This window comes from Mesorhizobium sp. M1217 (assembly GCF_040318275.1).
Classification (GTDB): domain Bacteria; phylum Pseudomonadota; class Alphaproteobacteria; order Rhizobiales; family Rhizobiaceae; genus Mesorhizobium.
Map to the genome: position 1 here is coordinate 107,717 of NZ_JAMYMA010000007.1, position 15,766 is coordinate 123,482.

General features: G+C 65.4%; 11 protein-coding genes and 1 tRNA gene. 4 read left to right on the forward strand and 8 right to left on the reverse strand.

All coding sequences use genetic code 11. From position 1 onward, the window contains the following. Nucleotides 1-48 precede the first annotated feature (48 nt). A complete protein-coding gene (locus tag NKH37_RS14170) occupies nt 49-993 on the reverse strand; it encodes a class I SAM-dependent methyltransferase (protein ID WP_353005295.1) in 945 nt (314 codons plus the stop codon). Between the two features lie 108 nt (nt 994-1,101). On the opposite strand from NKH37_RS14170, the gene NKH37_RS14175 reads away from it, so the two are divergent. Continuing rightward, nucleotides 1,102-2,112: a ligase-associated DNA damage response exonuclease gene (locus NKH37_RS14175; protein ID WP_352857398.1), complete on the forward strand. Its 1,011-nt coding sequence runs from the start codon at nt 1,102-1,104 to the stop codon at nt 2,110-2,112. A 226-nt stretch (nt 2,113-2,338) separates the two neighbouring features. Continuing rightward, nucleotides 2,339-3,940, forward strand: a complete 1,602-nt coding sequence (locus tag NKH37_RS14180) for a cisplatin damage response ATP-dependent DNA ligase (RefSeq protein WP_352548794.1) — start codon at nt 2,339-2,341, stop codon at nt 3,938-3,940. Between the two features lies 1 nt (nt 3,941). Here NKH37_RS14180 and NKH37_RS14185 read toward each other — a convergent pair whose 3' ends face one another. Then, nucleotides 3,942-5,111, reverse strand: coding sequence for a hypothetical protein (locus tag NKH37_RS14185; protein ID WP_353005296.1), 1,170 nt, complete (start codon nt 5,109-5,111; stop codon nt 3,942-3,944). 382 nt (nt 5,112-5,493) lie between these two features. On the opposite strand from NKH37_RS14185, the gene NKH37_RS14190 reads away from it, so the two are divergent. Then, nucleotides 5,494-5,569 (forward strand) — tRNA-Thr (locus tag NKH37_RS14190). 34 nt (nt 5,570-5,603) lie between these two features. Here NKH37_RS14190 and NKH37_RS14195 read toward each other — a convergent pair. Together NKH37_RS14195 and NKH37_RS14200 are read right to left on the reverse strand one after the other, a co-directional pair. After that, nucleotides 5,604-6,230 (reverse strand): LysE family translocator, encoded by a 627-nt coding sequence (locus NKH37_RS14195; protein ID WP_353005297.1) that lies wholly within the window; start codon nt 6,228-6,230, stop codon nt 5,604-5,606. Between the two features lie 300 nt (nt 6,231-6,530). Continuing rightward, nucleotides 6,531-9,215, reverse strand: coding sequence for an ATP-binding protein (locus NKH37_RS14200; RefSeq protein WP_353041097.1), 2,685 nt, complete (start codon nt 9,213-9,215; stop codon nt 6,531-6,533). 333 nt (nt 9,216-9,548) lie between these two features. On the opposite strand from NKH37_RS14200, the gene NKH37_RS14205 reads away from it, so the two are divergent. Further along, entirely contained in the window at nt 9,549-9,719 is a 171-nt protein-coding gene (locus NKH37_RS14205; RefSeq protein ID WP_353005299.1) for a hypothetical protein, read from the forward strand. 26 nt (nt 9,720-9,745) lie between these two features. Here NKH37_RS14205 and NKH37_RS14210 read toward each other — a convergent pair whose 3' ends face one another. From NKH37_RS14210 to NKH37_RS14225, 4 genes are read right to left on the reverse strand one after another with little or no spacing between them, the layout of a single operon-like run. Then, entirely contained in the window at nt 9,746-11,335 is a 1,590-nt protein-coding gene (locus NKH37_RS14210; protein WP_352590803.1) for an indolepyruvate oxidoreductase subunit beta family protein, read from the reverse strand. Then, complete coding sequence (locus NKH37_RS14215) at nt 11,328-13,481, reverse strand: thiamine pyrophosphate-dependent enzyme (protein ID WP_352590801.1); 2,154 nt, start codon at nt 13,479-13,481, stop codon at nt 11,328-11,330. The genes NKH37_RS14210 and NKH37_RS14215 overlap by 8 nt, the downstream gene beginning before the upstream one ends. A 45-nt stretch (nt 13,482-13,526) precedes the next feature. Next, nucleotides 13,527-14,003, reverse strand: a complete 477-nt coding sequence (locus NKH37_RS14220; RefSeq protein WP_352483276.1) for a MarR family winged helix-turn-helix transcriptional regulator — start codon at nt 14,001-14,003, stop codon at nt 13,527-13,529. Further along, nucleotides 14,003-15,574, reverse strand: coding sequence for a phytoene desaturase family protein (locus NKH37_RS14225; protein WP_352483277.1), 1,572 nt, complete (start codon nt 15,572-15,574; stop codon nt 14,003-14,005). Before NKH37_RS14225 ends, NKH37_RS14220 begins: the two co-directional genes overlap by 1 nt. Nucleotides 15,575-15,766: the final 192 nt, after the last annotated feature.

Below are 15,766 nucleotides of genomic sequence, written 5' to 3' on the forward strand. Positions count from 1 at the left end.
CTCCTTGTCTTTCGCAGTTGCGGCTTCTCTTGCGCAGCGGCAGGAGTCTTAGCCAGATTTTACGCTGCCGGAAAGCAAGCTTGCCATCACGGCCAACCCTTCGACCGGTTCGCGGCGATCCTGCCGGATAATCGTTGCCTGCAGCGACAGGACCGAAAAGCCGTTGGCGTCCAGAACCCGCTCTACATAGCTTTGCGAATGCGCATAGCGGCGCGACGGCTGCAAGGCGAAATCGCCGCTGCCAGATAGGTCGCCGCCGGAGAGCGTCTCGACGGAGAACGCAAACAGACCGCCGCCGGCAAGCATTCCGGCAATCTTGGTCACCACCTTGTCGAGTGCGCCGAGATAGATGAACACATCTGCCGCCGTCACCAGATCGGCTTTCGGGCCTGAATAGCAAAAATCCTGCAGGTCCGTCTTGACGAGCAGATCGTAGACGCCTTTGGCGCGCGCCTGCCTCAGCATGCCGGCCGAGATGTCGTAACCCTCCAGCCGATCGGCGATCGGCCGCAGTCTCTGGCCCATGAGGTCGGTGCCGCAGCCGAGATCGAGCACCAGCGAAAACCGGCCCGGCCGTGCTGCCCGGATGGCTCGGTCGAGACATTCGGGCAGACGATAGCCTAGCCTGTCGACCAGCTCACCCTCGAAGCTTCCGGCATAGTGGTCGTACAGCGTCTCGACAAAGGCGCTGGGCGGCGCCTGGGCGGCCGCTGCCTTGCCGATCAATTGCAGCTTGAGCACCGCGCCGAGCCTGTCCGCCGGGTCCAGCCGCAGTGCCGTCGTCCAGGCCTGCGCGGCGAGATCGGGCGCGCCCGCCGCCTCCTGCATCTCACCGAGGCGGAACCAGCCGGCCGGCCATTGCGGCGCCAGTTCGAGCGCGCCGAGCAGCAATTCCGACGCTGCCGCATGATCGCCGGACGCATGGAGCATTTCGGCATAGTCGGCGCGGCGGTCGGCGGTCGGATCGCCGGACGAAGTCTGGAGCGGTTTCATGGCGATCAGGTTCCGCCGGTGTTTTGCGGCCGGCCTGCGCTCTATGCTGGAGTCAGCAGTGACTTACAACAGGCTTCCCGCGCCGGAATTAGCGCCTATCTTGGGGCCATGCGCGCCAGCGACCTGCTTCATCCCCGGCCGGAAGGGCTGTATTGCCCGCCCGGCGATTTCTTCATCGACCCGGTGCGGCCGGTCAACCGGGCGCTGATCACACATGGCCATTCCGACCATGCCCGCTCCGGCCACCGCTCGGTGATGGCGACGCAGCAGACGCTCGACATCATGGGGCTGCGCTACGGCGAAGATTTTGCCGGAACGACGCAAGCCGCCGTGCTCGGCGAGACGATCACGCTCGACGGCGTCACCGTCAGCTTTCACCCGGCTGGCCATGTGCTGGGCTCGGCGCAGATCAAGGTCGCGCATCAGGGCACATGCATCGTCGCGTCCGGCGACTATAAGCGCCAGAAGGACGCGACCTGCGAGCCGTTCGAGCCACTCAAATGCGACGTCTTCATCACCGAGGCGACGTTCGGCCTGCCGGTGTTCCGCCATCCGCCCGATAGCGAAGAGATCGCCCGGTTGCTGAAATCGACCGAGCAGTTTCCCGAACGCACGCATCTGGTCGGCGCCTATGCGCTTGGCAAGGCGCAGCGCGTCATGCGCCTGCTGCGCGATGCCGGCTACGAAAAGCCGATCTACATCCATGGCGCGCTGGCCAAGCTCAGCGAGTATTTCCAGAGCCAGGACATCGATCTCGGCACACTGGAACCGGCGACCGTCGAGAGCGGCGCGAAAAGCGACTTTGCCGGCGCCATCGTCGTCGGCCCGCCATCCGCGTTCGCCGATCGCTGGGCGCGGCGTTTTCCCGATCCGATGTCGTGCTTCGCCTCAGGTTGGATGCGCATCCGCCAGCGCGCCAAACAGGGCGGCGTCGAGCTGCCGCTGATCATCTCCGATCACTCCGACTGGGACGAGCTGACAGCGACGATCAAGGAGACCGGCGCCGAGGAAATCTGGGTGACGCATGGCCGCGAGGAGGCGCTGGTGCGCTGGTGCGAACTCGAAGGCATCGCCGCCAGGCCGCTGCATCTGGTTGGCTATGAGGACGAGGGCGATTGATGGTGGAAATCGCCGGTATGGCGTTCTGTCGCGCCCCCCTCTGGCCTGCCGGCCATCTCCCCCACGAGGGGGGAGATCGGCAGCTTTGGCGCCGCGCTCGTTCCCTCAACGCTGGAGATTGGCGAAACCAGTGGCGACATCCAATCTCCCCCCTCGTGGGGGAGATGTCCGGCAGGACAGAGGGGGGCGCGAAGGATCGCAAGCTTCCCCCCTTGGCGCTCCTCCCATGAACCGCTTCGCCGAGCTTCTCGACCGGCTGGTGCTGACGCCGTCGCGCAACGGCAAGCTGACGCTTTTGACCGATTATTTCCGCAGCGTCGAGGATCCTGACCGCGGGCTGGCGCTGGCGGCCATCACCGGCGATCTGTCCATCGCCGCGGTCAAGCCGGCGATGCTGCGCACGCTGGTCGTCGAGCGCATGGATCCGGTGCTGTTCGGCTATTCCTACGACTATGTCGGCGACCTGGCCGAGACCGTGTCGCTGGTCTGGCCGCAAGCGCCGGTCGACATTGCGAACCACGAGCCGACGCTGGCCGAAGTGGTGGCGAAGCTGCAGGCGGCGAGCCGTTCGGACGGGCCTCAGGTGCTGGCCCGGCTGCTCGACAGCGCCAGCACTTCGGCGCGCTTTGCCATCATAAAGCTGGTCACCGGCGGCCTGCGCATCGGCGTCTCGGCGCGGCTGGCCAAGCAGGCGCTCGCTGATTTCGGCAGGGTCGAAATCGCCGAAATCGAGGAACTCTGGCACGGCCTGACGCCGCCCTATATCGCGCTGTTCGCCTGGCTGGAGGGTAAAGCGGAAAAACCCAGGAAGACGGCGCTGGCGCTGTTCAGGCCGGTGATGCTGTCGAATGCCGTCGGTGACGGCGACCTCGAAAAGCTCGACCCGGCCGACTACGCGGCCGAATGGAAATGGGACGGCATCCGCGTCCAGGCGGTTTGCGAAGGCGGCATTCGCCGGCTCTATTCGCGCACCGGTGACGATGTCTCCGGCGCCTTTCCCGATCTTGCTGAGGCGATGGATTTTTCCGGCGCCCTCGACGGCGAGCTTTTGGTCGGAGACCCCAGGCAGGCGACGGGCACGTTCTCGGACCTGCAGCAGCGGCTGAACCGCAAGAGCGTGTCACCCAAGATCCAGCAGCAATACCCGGCCTTCATGCGCTGCTACGATGCGCTGCAGATCGGCGACGAGGATGTGCGCGGACTTCCCTTCCGCGAACGGCGCGGCCGGCTCGAGGCCTTTGTGAGGACACTCGATCCGAGCCGCTTCGATCTGTCGCCGCTGGTCGAATTCACCAACTGGCAGGCGCTGGAGGAATTGCGCCGCAAGCCGCTGCATCCGGTCATCGAAGGCGTCATGCTGAAGCGCTGGGATTCGCCTTATGTGGCCGGGCGGCCGAAGGGCCCCTGGTTCAAATGGAAGCGCGATCCGCACACGGTCGACGCCGTACTGATGTATGCCCAGCGCGGCCACGGCAAGCGCTCGAGCTTCTATTCCGATTATACATTCGGCGTCTGGTCCGGGCCGGAAGGATCGGAAGAGCTGGTGCCGGTGGGAAAAGCCTATTTCGGCTTCACCGACGAAGAACTGAGGCAGATCGACAAATATGTCCGCGACAACACGATCGAGCGCTTTGGCCCGGTGCGCTCAGTGCGTGCCGACCGCAGACAAGGCCTCGTACTGGAGGTGGCATTCGAAGGGCTCAACCGCTCGACGCGGCACAAATCGGGCGTCGCCATGCGCTTCCCCCGCATTTCACGATTGCGCTGGGACAAGCCGGCGGCCGAAGCCGACCGCATCGAGACGCTGCAGGCGCTGCTCGACAGTTAACTTAAGGAAGGACTGAAACGCGGATCTCGTAGATGTCGACCGACTTGCCCTGCTTGTCGAAGTCGGAATTGATGGCGATGGTGCCGGCAGCGCCCGGACGCTTGTCGGGAAGGCGCACGTCGAACAGATATTCATTGCGCTCGCGACCGACCGCATAGCGCTTGCGGCCACAGTCGCCGAGTTCGCCGAAATTGCAGTCGACGGAAATCTGCGTCTCCTGCCCCTCCTCGGAGCGTGCGATGATGTCGAATGTGGCATGCTTGCCGGCGATCCTCTCCAGCACGCCTTGCCCGACGTCGAAGCTGATGGCCGAGCCGGATGCGCCCGAGCGGATGCGCAGGAAGGAACCGCTTTCGTCCTGGACAACGTCGGCCTTGGCGTCCGACGGCGCATTGACCTGCGTCGGGTCGCCCGGCGAAAACACGTTGATCCAGTCGCGCGCCTGGTCCTCCTCGCCCTGCTTTGGCGGCGAAGCGGTGTCATCCGGCGTGAAATCGTCGCCGTCGACCGTTGGCGGCACTTCCGGCGGCGCCGTGTCGAGTTCGGTTGCCGATTTGAAGACGCCGGTCTGGTTGGCGAAATAAAGGCCGATGCCGGCGGCTGCGAGCAGCGTCACACCGAGGAAGATCGCGGTCAAAGGCAGGCGCCGCCGCCTCGCCCGCCGGTCGTCGCGGTCGGGCGTCACTTCCGCATCGTCGGTTTCGACGTCGGCTTCGGTCGGAGCCGAGGCCCCCATGTCGATCACCGGCACTTCGGCAACAGGTGCATCGGGCATGATGTCGGGGACGACCGGCAGGACGCGCGACCGAGGCGCATCGGATTCGGGCGGCTGCGCCGGACCGTCAACGACGACATCGGGCGACGGCACGGGCTCGGCTTCGGTTTCGGTTTCGGTTTCAGCTGGAGGCTCCACCGCCGGTGCTGTCTCCAAACTGTCGGTCGGCGCGGCGACGTCGGGAACCGCCGGCAGGAATTCCGATTCGATTTCGGTGATCTTGGCCTGGACCGCCTTGCGGCGCTTGATGGCGACCTCCACGGTGACGTTTGGATTGGCCTGCAGGGCACGGTCGAGTGCCGCGAAAGCCGATCGATAGACCCGCTCGCGAAACGCCCGGTCGTCGGCATTGCCTTTCTCGAAGGCATTGCGGATCGCTTTTTCGATCGCGTCCAAGCAAATTCCCTCTGCAATTTCACTCACATTGTCATGATCGTTAGCCGCAGGCGACCAATCAATCAACAAGCGAGCGGCCGCATTCTGCCTTGCCGAGGGATGCAAAGCTCATTTCGGCGGTTTTCGGTAAAGGAATCAACATTTTTCGCTGCTTTTCCGGTCACGGCGGCAACGTGGCGGTCGGGGCGGCCTGCTGGTGCGGCATCGCGCGACCTAGGCGGATCGGCGCGGCTGCTGCCCTTGCGCCCGGCCTCGGACCGATACGAATTGCCAAGCCTCGTCCTTGAATTCGCTGCTGCCATCTTGAATTCAACGCTACCATCTTGAATTAAACGCTGGTTGCGTCTATCACCCAGCCGATCTTGGAAGCACGGCTTCCCGGGCCGCTTTAGCTCAGTTGGTAGAGCACATCATTCGTAATGATGGGGTCAGGTGTTCGAGTCACCTAAGCGGCACCAAACGATTTACCCGCGCGCCTCCTTCAACCAGCGCTCAGCCGAGTGGAAAGGCCGACGCCGCCGAGACGAGGGCGAGCATTGCCAGCACGACCCCCGCCGCCCGGCAGATGACCCGATGATGCCGCATCGCGGCAGCGCGCACGACCGGACGCGAAAGGGCGACGGCCAGAAATCCGTACCAGCCAATGTCGATGATGGCGACGATGGCCGCGACCATCAGCATCTCGTTCGAATTCCGGATCGGCAGCATCAGCCCCATGAACGCGACGGCAAAGAAAGTGGCGGTTTCAGGCGAGAGAATGCTGATGAGAAACCCGCCGGCAAACAATCCGGCCTGCCGTCTCTGAGGCTCGTCGCCGGCGGCCGGCGGCGCCGTTCTGGCGATGCGCAGGGCCATCCAGCCAAGGACCGCCGCACCGGCGATCTTGACCGCCGGCACCGACAGCGACCCGGAAAGATGAACGGCGCCAAACGCCACCAGGACCGCCAGCACGGCGGTTCCGGCGCCGATCCCGGCCACGAGCGGAATCGTCCTGCCAAAGCCGTGCAGGGAGGCAAGGCTGCCGGTCGCGAGCCCGACCGGGCCTGGTGTGATCATGATCACCGTATATGCCGCCAGGAATTGCAGCATGGCCGTCGACGGCAGAAGCGAATTTGACATTGCAGCCTCCCGTTCGTTGCGTCGATCACAGAGCGGCGAGGAATTCCCGTCGCGCCCCAGCCGCCGGACGCCGGCGGCGGTTCCCCGCACCGCCGCCGTTGCCCGCCTTCGCCCCCGGATCGTGAAGGCGTCGTGGTGTTGGGAGGTCCATCCACGCTGCGAGCAGAAGCCTACGCGGAGCGGCGGGCATGCAACTCGGTACCGCCACCCATTTTTAGGCGGTCGATTTCCCAGTTTTCGCGGAAATTTCGCGGCGGGAACTACCCAGAGCCTGTTCCATCCCGACAGAATCGGCTGGAATCATGGTCCCGTCTGGTGCGGTTCCAACGGATGGGTGCCGGTCAGGAGCCACGGCTCGCCGCGCAGCCGCAGGAGGATTTCCATGCGGTTTGCGGCGTTGAGCTTGCCGAGCAGCGAGGAGACGTGATGCTCGATCGTGCGGGGCGAGCGCGACAAATGTCGCGCGACTTCCTTGTTGCTGATGCCCTGGGCGATCAGGGCGAGCACCTTCTGCTCGTGCTGTGTCAGGCCGAGCGGATGGCGACGGGCCGCCGCATAGGGTCCGCGCTGCACCTTCGGCAGCAGGCCTGACAGGCCCTGACGCTGCGCGAGCTTGCGCGCCAGCGCTGCGGCCGCGGGCGCGTCGATCTCGTCCAGCATCGCCACGGCGCGAGCGAGCGCCGTTCCGGCATCCGCCCCACGAACCTGCATGAGGGCAAGTGCTGCCTCGTAGGGCAGCGAGAAACGCGTCCACTCCGCCGCGGCGGCCTGCGGGTCGCCGACAAGCTCGGCGGACCAGGGCGACGGTATGGGCGCCGATAGCGCCGGCAGCGATCCGGGCATTCCGCATCGACGCCACCAGACCGACAATTCGCCAAGGTCCCTGGGGCGGAAATTGTCGAGGTTCATGGCCGCCAGCTCGGTAAGCTGCGCGTGGCCGGCGCCGATATCCTCGGCAAGCCAGGCCGCCTCCGTCAGCGCCAGGCGAACCGGGACGATACGCTGCGGCTCGCCGGTCGTCTGCCCCTCCGCAAGGGCCCGCTGCAAAAGGTCGACGCCGTCGGTCTCGCCCAGCCTTACGCGGACCGTGCCAAGCACGGTGAGCGCCGGCAAGTGCATCACCATCGGCAGGCGCTCCACATTCATGACGCCCTGAGCGATGGTTGCGGCCTCGCGAAACCGGCCCTGTTCCATGCAAAGCTGCGCCTGCCGGCCGAGCAGGTATTGCGCCGCCGAATCGAGGTCGTGCCTGGTGCAGAATGCGATGCCTTCGGCCAGCAGCCGCTCCGCCAGCTCGAAGTCCTTGGCCACCACCGCGCATTCCGCAAAGTTCGTATAGGCCCGCGCCGCATGGTCGTGGAGCCCGTGCTCGAGCGCCAGGGCAAGGCTTTCCTCCAGCCGCTCACGGCCGCCGGGACGGTCGGCGAACATGAGCGCGGTGCCGACATTGTTGAGGGCGTGAACGCGCGTCTCGACCTCACCCAGCCGATCGGCCAGGCTGATCGCGCGCTCGCCCCATTCGATCGCCTCGTCGAAACGATAGTGCAGCATCTGGAGCTGCGAGCGTGTGCTGTAGGCCATTGCCACTTCGGGACCCGGCGGCAGCCTTTCCACTTCATGCACGGCCTGGTCCGCATACTCTTCCGCCTGCGGGCCTTCGCCGCGCCGCCAGTGCAGCCGCGACAGCCAACGCAAATTGAGCCCTATCTTGTCGACCCGGTCCAGCTGCCGCCAGATGGCGATGGCGCGATGCCGGGCCTCGATGATGGCATCATAGACAAGCAGTGCCAGGCCGGCCTCGTAGGCCCAGTCCTCGTGCAACTGCGCGGCCAGTTCCGGCGGGGCTTGGTCGACATATCTGAGTGCGGTCGCCAGATGCGAGGCCGCCTCCCGGTGCGCGCCCAGGCGGGCGGCCTGCCGGGCGGCGAGCGGCGCGAGTTCGAGCACGCGTTCGCCATTGTCGGCGCCGCCGGCGTGATGGACGCGGCGCGAAAGCAGAGCGCTTGCCTGCGACGCCGGAACTTCAGAGAGTGCCGCTTCGACCTTGGAATGGAGCGAGCGTTGCAGAGAGAGGGAGAGCCGGTCGAGCGTCGCCTCCCTGGCAAGCTCGTGGCGAAATGTCAGCGCGCCCTGATCGTCCCGCCGCAGCAATCCACGGTCGACGCATCGATCCACCAGCGCTTCGGTCTCGTCCCCGAGAAGGGCCCGGATCAGCCACGGCTCAACGCTGCCCGGCATGATGCTCATGACCTCCAGCACGTCGCGCTCTCCAGGCGTCAGGCGCGACAGGCGGGACCACACCGCGTCGCGTATGGAATCGGGCACGCGCGCCGATTCGGTCTCGCTGCTGGACAGGAGCTCGGTAACGAAGAAGGGATTGCCCTCAGTAATGCGGTAAAGCCCGTCGGCGGAACGGCCGGCCTGTTCGGCCAGCATCGTAACCGCCTGGGGAGACAGCGGTTTAAGCGTCACGCGGCGTACGGAGGCGGCGGGAAGATCGCCGAGCACGTGGGTCAGCGGGTGATCGGCGTTCAAGTCCTCTCTGCGCATGCTGAGCACCAGCATGGTGCGGAGCAGGGAGACGCGGCGACCGAGATATCTTACGAGGTCGAGCGTCGCATTATCCGCCCAATGCATGTCCTCGAAGATGAGCACGGTCGTGCCCTTGGCGCGCTGCAGCGCGTTCAGCAATGCCGGGAAAAGCCGCTCCGGGGCTGCGGTCTCCTCAAGCAGCGCTGCCACGCGCGGGTCGAGCAAGTGCGCCATGTCCTGGAGAGGGCCCAATGGACGCGGCGTGAAGAGCGCCTCGCACCAGCCCCACAGCACCCGGCAGTCCCGGTCGGCGTTTTCCGCGAATTCGCGCAGCAGAGAGGTCTTGCCTAGGCCCGCCTCGCCATGCACCAGCACGGTCCCACCATGTCCGGCAGCAGCTCTCTCGGCCGCGGCCAACAAAGCTCCAAGTGGGTCCTCTCGCTCAAGCAGCATCAAACCCGCGCCTCCAGAATATTGAAGGTACAACAGTAGGCAATGAGTGCAACACGCTCATTTCACATGACCTCACATGACCGCGGCGATTTGGCAAATCACCCCTGGGAAGCGGGCGTTATTTTGTCCCGGAGCCGATATGTTTGCTGCTGCCATAGGCATGAAGACTACAAAACAGGCAGACAACCAAGGCGGCGACAAGACCTAGCGAAGCGGGCTGGATAGCCTCACGTCCGTGATGATAGCGTGAAAGAAACGCGTTCCATCGATCCAGCCCAAAGCCTATCTCATCGTCGGCCGTTCCGGCCTGACGTTCAACAGGGGGTGAAAATCATGGAAGAGGAAGACGATGTCCTAAGCGACCAGAGCTATGTCGCCGAAAATTTCGATGATGTGGCAAAGGAAACGATCGTCCTGGTGCTGGAGGCTGCGATCGCCGAGATCATTGGCCTCAGAATTGCCCTGCAGACTGCCGCGTCGAAGGCGACATGGGCAACAGACTGAGTTGCAGCCGGGGTTGAACGAGCGCCTCAGCTCGGCGAGGTGTCACCCAGCGACGCCACGGTTTTCAGCGCGCCGTCAAGCATGTCGCCCTTCTCGTCCTTCAGCGCGGCTTCGCGCAGGCGCCTGATCCAGTCGGCGGCGTCCGGGCGGCCCTTGACCACGTCGAGCGCCGACAGCACGCGGTCGAACTTCGACTGCGCGCGGGCATGGGTATCGCTGTAGCCTTTGATCAGCCGGCGGCAGTTGAGGATCTCCGTGCCAAGCGCGTAGTCCTGGCCGACTTGGCCGAGCGCCAGCGCATACCAGCGCTCGAGATGGGCGGTCTCGACCTTGTGGCGCAGCAGGCGGCGGCGCCAGCGGCGCAGGCCGCCGATGAACCACAATGCGGCAAAGCCGGCAAAACTGTCGGTGCGGATGTGGCGGCCGCGGTTGATGCGGCGGTCGAGGAATGCGGCGAGCTTCGGCCGGCTTTCGATATAGCTGCCGAGCCCGGCCGGCAGCGTGCCGCAGAATTCCTCAATGCGCGGATGGAAATATTCGGTCACCTGCAGGACCGAGCCGTCCTTGACGCCGACCTCGCGGCGTACGCGTCGGTCGCGGCTCGAGCGCGTCTTCAGGTCGGCGACGCGGATCATGTCGTCGTAGCACATCGCATTGGCCAAATGCTTTGCCGCGGCGATCGACAGCGCGTAGTCATGTTCGGCATTGTCCAGGACGACGGCCCGGTCTAGCCGGTCGAGATACTCGCCGCCATAGGCGATGTCCTGATAGTCGACAACCTTTTTCAGACCGCGAAGCGCCATGTCGTGCAGTGGCACAGGCAGCGCAGCGACGCGCGCCGCCAATTGTTGCCAGCCCTTCAACAGCCTTTCCGGGCCGCTGACTTCTGTCGCCGCGCCCGAGCCGGTTTCAGCGGCCGCCGGCTGTTCAGTCTTGTCGCCCGAAGGCGCACTCGCGATGCCGCGCGCCCGATCGTAGGCGGCGCCGAAGGCGGCGAGGCTGGCCTTCACACCGCGGCCGCCGGCACTGACCGCCTGCTCATAGCTCTCGCGTGTGAACGGCAAGGCATCGGAGCCGGCCAGCGCGCCGAGCAGGCTGGCCGAGATCATCGAGCCGTTGTCGGCGGCGATCTTCTCCATGTCGAAGGCGATGAAGCGCTTGGCCGCGGCTTCCGCCGTGGCATGCACCTTGGAGGACGAGGCGCGGCCGTCGCCAGGCTCGATCTTCTCCGAGACCGCGGCGATGCGGTGCGACGAGGCGATCAGCGTTGTGCGCTCCGGCGTGACGAAGCCGCGGATGATGGCGCGGCCGGCCTCCATCAGTTCGGCGGCGATCAATATATCGACGTCGCCCTGCGACGGCGACAGCGCGAAGACCGGCAGGCGGCCGGTGTCGCGGCACATTTCGACATAGTAGATGGTGGCGCCGGTGCGCTGGGCGACACCGGCAACCGAGGTTGACTGCGCGACATAGCCGTTGCGCTCGGCGACGTCGGTGATCCAGTCGGCCAGCACGCCGCCGCCCTGGCCGCCGACCGCCAGCACGGCAAGCTTGATGACGCGCTCGTCGTCCGGCGCGCCGGCCTTGGAACGGGCTGATGGGACAGCGTCAAGCATCGGCGAATGTCAGGCGCCGGCTTTCACGGCGCCGCTGCAAGAGGCCGATCATGGCGCGGCGCGCCGCTTGCAGGAAACGGTCCCGGCGGCTCGGATTGTGCACCACGTCGGCGCGGTAAAAGGACGGGCAGAGCACCGCCGCGTCGGCAACCTCGCCGCAATTGCCACAGCCGACGCAGCTCTCGTCGATATGCGCCACCGGATCGTCGCGCAGCGGGTCGTCCAGCGACTTCACCGATAGCGACGGGCAGCCGGAAAGCCGCATACAGGCGTGATCGCCAGTGCAGATATCCTCGTCGACGCCGAATTTCGGCTTGACCGTCCGCTTACCGCCCTTGATCGCCTTGTCGACCAGAGGCTTTTCGCGGCGCTGCCGGTTGAGCATGCATTCGGACGAGGCGACGATGACTTTTGGGCCCTTTTCGTCCGTCGTCAGCGCTTCGCGCAGCGCGTCTTGCATCTTGGTTACGTCGTAGGTGCGGTCGATGTGGCGCAGCCATTTGACGCCCATCCCCTTCACCGCCTCGGTAATCGGATGCTTGGTCGACTTCGTCTTGTTGCCGGCGCGGGACGACAGGATGTCCTGCCCTCCGGTCGCGGCCGAATAGAAATTGTCGACGATGACGATGACGCCGTCATTCTTGTTGAACACCGCATTGCCGATCGATGAGGTCAGGCCGTTGTGCCAGAAGCCGCCATCGCCGACGAAGGAGATCGAGCGGCGCCTGGCATCGGGCGCATTGAACGCCGAGGCGGAAGCCGGCCCCAATCCGTAGCCCATGGTGGTGGCGCCCAGCTCGAAAGGCGGCATGATCGAGAACAGGTGGCAGCCTATGTCGGAGGCGATGTGGTGCTTGCCCAGTTCCTGCTCGACCAGCTTGGTGGCGGCGAAGATCGGCCGTTCCGGGCAGCCGACGCAGAAGCCGGGCGGACGGCCCGGGACGACATTGATCAGGTCGGCCGTATCGAGCCCGTCGCCGATCTTGTTCGGCGCGCGGACCTCGCTTGGCAGCAGATGCGGGATGGTGGCGCGCAGGAATGATCCGATGCCGTCGAGCATCACCTGGCCGGTGTATTCGCCGGCCATCGGCAGATGTTCCTTGCCGACGAGCTTGGTGCCGCGCCCGGCCTTGTGCAGCATCGCGGCAAAGGCTTGCTCGATGTAATTGGGCTGGCCTTCCTCGACGACGAGGACGGCGTCCTTGCCTTCGCAGAAGGACAGGAACTCGTCATCGACCAGCGGGTAGACGGCGTTCAGCACATAGAGCGGCACGTCGGTGTCGCCATAGGTGTCGGCGAGGCCGAGCCGCTGCAGCGCCCGGATGACGGAATTGTACATGCCGCCCTGCATGACGATGCCGACCGCGCCGTGCTCCGGGCCGAAGAACTCGTTGATCTTGTTGGTGCGGATGAAATCCACCGCTGCCGGCCAGCGCTTCTGCACCTTCTCCTTCTCATGCAGGAAGGACGCGGGCGGTAGCACGATGCGGCCGGTGTCGCGGCGCGGCGCGTCGAGCGCATCGGCCACCGTCATCGCCGGGCGCTTGTTGTCCTTGGCGATGAAATGGCCGTGCACATGGCAGCAGCGGATACGGACCTGCAGCATGACCGGCGTGTTGGATATTTCCGACAGCTCGAAGCCGTCCTCTACCGCCTTGACGATCGACGGCAGGTTCGGCCGCGGGTCGAGCAACCAGACCTGGCTTTTCATGGCAAAGGCGTGGCTGCGTTCCTGCATGATCGAGGAGCCTTCGCCGTAATCCTCGCCGACGATGATCAGTGCGCCGCCGGTGACGCCGCCGGACGCCAGGTTGGCCAGCGCGTCAGACGCGACATTGGTGCCGACCGTCGACTTGAAGGTCGCCGCGCCGCGGATCGGATAGTGCACCGATGCCGCCAGCATGGCAGTGGCGGTGGCTTCCGAGGCGCTTGCCTCGAAATGCACGCCAAGCTCGCCCAGGATATCCTGCGCGTCGGCCAGCACGTCCATCAAATGGCTGATCGGCGCGCCCTGATAGCCGCCGACATAACCGACGCCGCATTGCAGCAGCGCCTTGGTGATGGCGAGGATGCCCTCGCCGGAAAACTCCTCGCCGGCACCGAGCCTGAGCTTTTCGACTTCCTTGGCAAAAGATCGTTCGGCCATTTTGAGCTCCTTCCGTTGCCGCCAGGAATCTGGCGGCGCGTAAGATCAGATGTCGTGCTTGCGAATGTTCTTCAGCATCTTCTGCAGTGTCGCGATCAGCGCCGCGTATTCGGCATCGTCGATGTCGTCGAACATGACCTCGAACGCGTCATGCATGGCCGGCCAGGCGCGCGCGAATTCGGCGCGGCCATCGTCGGTCAGGAACACGTGGCGGATACGGCTGTCGGTGACCCCCTGCTCGCGCCGGACAAACCCTTGCCCCTCCAGCGTGTCGAGCGTCCGGCTCAAGGTCGACTGCTCGATGACAGTATAGACCGACAGATCGTTGACGGTGACGCCCTCGGTGACCGACAACACGGCCAGCGTCCTCACCTGCGGAATGGTCAGGCCCTGCTTGCGGAAATTATCTCGCAAGGTGGCATTGTAGCGGCCCATGATGCGGTTCATCAGATAGGGCGCGAATTGCTGCAGGCCGATTTGGCCCAGTGTCGAGATGCGCTGGCGCACAACCTTCTGTTCCATCACAGCCTCCCCGCCAGGAGGAAGCCGGAGCCGCCACCCAAGCCAGCCCCCGGATGGGTCGAGGCGCCGATATGATAGAGGCCCTTGACGCCGGTATCGTGATTGCGGCTCGTCTTGAACGGCCGCCACAGAAACGACTGGTCGATAGCCGAGGAGCCGCCATAGGGATCGCCGCCGACCAAGTTGATGTTCATCGCTTCCAGATCGGCGGGCGAATAGGCGCGGCGTGCGATGACGCTCTCCTTGAATCCTTCGATATGACTGGCAAGGATGGCTTCGGCGCGGTCGGCATAGGTTTCGCGCAGCGCCTCGGTCCAGCGGCCGTCCGCAGGTGTCTGCAGTTTGCCGGCGGCATCGCCCTTGATATGCCGTGGCGCCTCGGGCAGTTGCAACCACAGGATCGCCTTGCCATCCGGACAGCGCGAAGGATCGAGCGCATGCGGCTGGCCGACGCAGATGGTCGGCACCTCCGGTAGCATGCCGCGCACCGCCTCGTTGCAGGCCTTCGACACGCCGTCGAGCCCGGGTGTCAGATGCAGCAGCGCGACCTTGTCCAGGCCCTCGCCGCGCCATGCCGGCGGTCTGTCCAAGGCATAGTGGATCTGGAAATTGCCCTTGCCGTAGCGGTATTTTTGCGCTGCTTCGGCGTCGTCCTTTGCAGCATCCCTGCCGAGCAGCCGGTCGTAAAGCTGGGTCGGCGTGACCGAGCAGATCACGCTCTTCTTGGCGGTCACGATCTCGCCGGAAGCCAGCCGCACGCCGGTTGCACGGCCTCCGCTCTGGACGATGGCCGCGACGTCGGCGCCGGTGCGGATTTCGCCGCCACGTTCCCTGATCAGGGCTTCGAAGGCGGACAGCAGGTTCCTGGCACCGCCCTTGACGATCGGCGCGCCGGCCGCCTCAAGCGCGAAGGCGATGACCTTGGCGATCTGTCCCGAAAACGCATCTTCGGGCCCGAGGCCGGCATGCAGCACCCAGGGCGCCCACAGCGCGCGCATGGTTTCCGACTGGTAGGCGCTTTCCAGCCAGCCGCGCGCCGGCACCAGCGCGTCGCCGACAAAGGCGGCAAGGCCACGCGGGCCGCGCCGCCATGCCTCGCCCGCCAGCAGCTTTGCCGTCGGGTAAGACCACAGGCTGCCGCCGAGCAGCCCGAACAGGAGGCCGGCATTGCGCTCGATCTCGCCGACATCGCTGCCGTGCCGGTCGCCGTCGCCCGCGGCAAGCGCATTGGCCGCCGCGACATTGGCGGCGCGATCGGTGCGCAGGATGGCATGGCTGCCATCCGGACGCAGCACGCCGGTCGGCGTGGAGGTGTTGCAGAACTCCAGCCCGTGCCGCGCCAGATCCTTGCCCAGCGCCGCATAGGCCGGCGAGGTGATGAACAGAACGAAGGTCGTCGCCATCACGTCGTGGATGAAGCCGGGCGCGGTGATTTCTTCTGTGCGCATGCAGCCGCCGATGCGGTCGTTGCGCTCGAGCACCAGCACCTTCGCCCCCTTGCCGCCAAGCATCGCGGCGCAGACCAGCGCGTTGATGCCGCTGCCGACGATGATGTGATCAGGAGCGCTCATCGATGCGTGCTCCCGGTGAGCGGAAGGTGGAATTCCCTTCGCGCCCCCCTCTGTCCTGCCGGACATCTCCCCCACTTGGGGGGAGATCGGCTGTCACCGCGGCCTTCGCCACTCTCCAACGTCGCAGGAATGAGCGGGGCGCCGAAACTGCCAATCTCCCCCTTAGAGGGGGAGATGTCCGGCAGGACAGAG

What these genes read in the sequence shown, in the direction of transcription:
- NKH37_RS14170 (WP_353005295.1), bottom strand. Translation starts at nt 993, where the DNA reads ATGAAACCGCTCCAGACTTCGTCCGGCGATCCGACCGCCGACCGCCGC.
- NKH37_RS14175 (WP_352857398.1), top strand. Translation starts at nt 1,102, where the DNA reads ATGCGCGCCAGCGACCTGCTTCATCCCCGGCCGGAAGGGCTGTATTGC.
- NKH37_RS14180 (WP_352548794.1), top strand. Translation starts at nt 2,339, where the DNA reads ATGAACCGCTTCGCCGAGCTTCTCGACCGGCTGGTGCTGACGCCGTCG.
- NKH37_RS14195 (WP_353005297.1), bottom strand. Translation starts at nt 6,230, where the DNA reads ATGTCAAATTCGCTTCTGCCGTCGACGGCCATGCTGCAATTCCTGGCG.
- NKH37_RS14200 (WP_353041097.1), bottom strand. Translation starts at nt 9,215, where the DNA reads ATGCTGCTTGAGCGAGAGGACCCACTTGGAGCTTTGTTGGCCGCGGCC.
- NKH37_RS14205 (WP_353005299.1), top strand. Translation starts at nt 9,549, where the DNA reads ATGGAAGAGGAAGACGATGTCCTAAGCGACCAGAGCTATGTCGCCGAA.
- NKH37_RS14210 (WP_352590803.1), bottom strand. Translation starts at nt 11,335, where the DNA reads ATGCTTGACGCTGTCCCATCAGCCCGTTCCAAGGCCGGCGCGCCGGAC.
- NKH37_RS14215 (WP_352590801.1), bottom strand. Translation starts at nt 13,481, where the DNA reads ATGGCCGAACGATCTTTTGCCAAGGAAGTCGAAAAGCTCAGGCTCGGT.
- NKH37_RS14220 (WP_352483276.1), bottom strand. Translation starts at nt 14,003, where the DNA reads ATGGAACAGAAGGTTGTGCGCCAGCGCATCTCGACACTGGGCCAAATC.
- NKH37_RS14225 (WP_352483277.1), bottom strand. Translation starts at nt 15,574, where the DNA reads ATGAGCGCTCCTGATCACATCATCGTCGGCAGCGGCATCAACGCGCTG.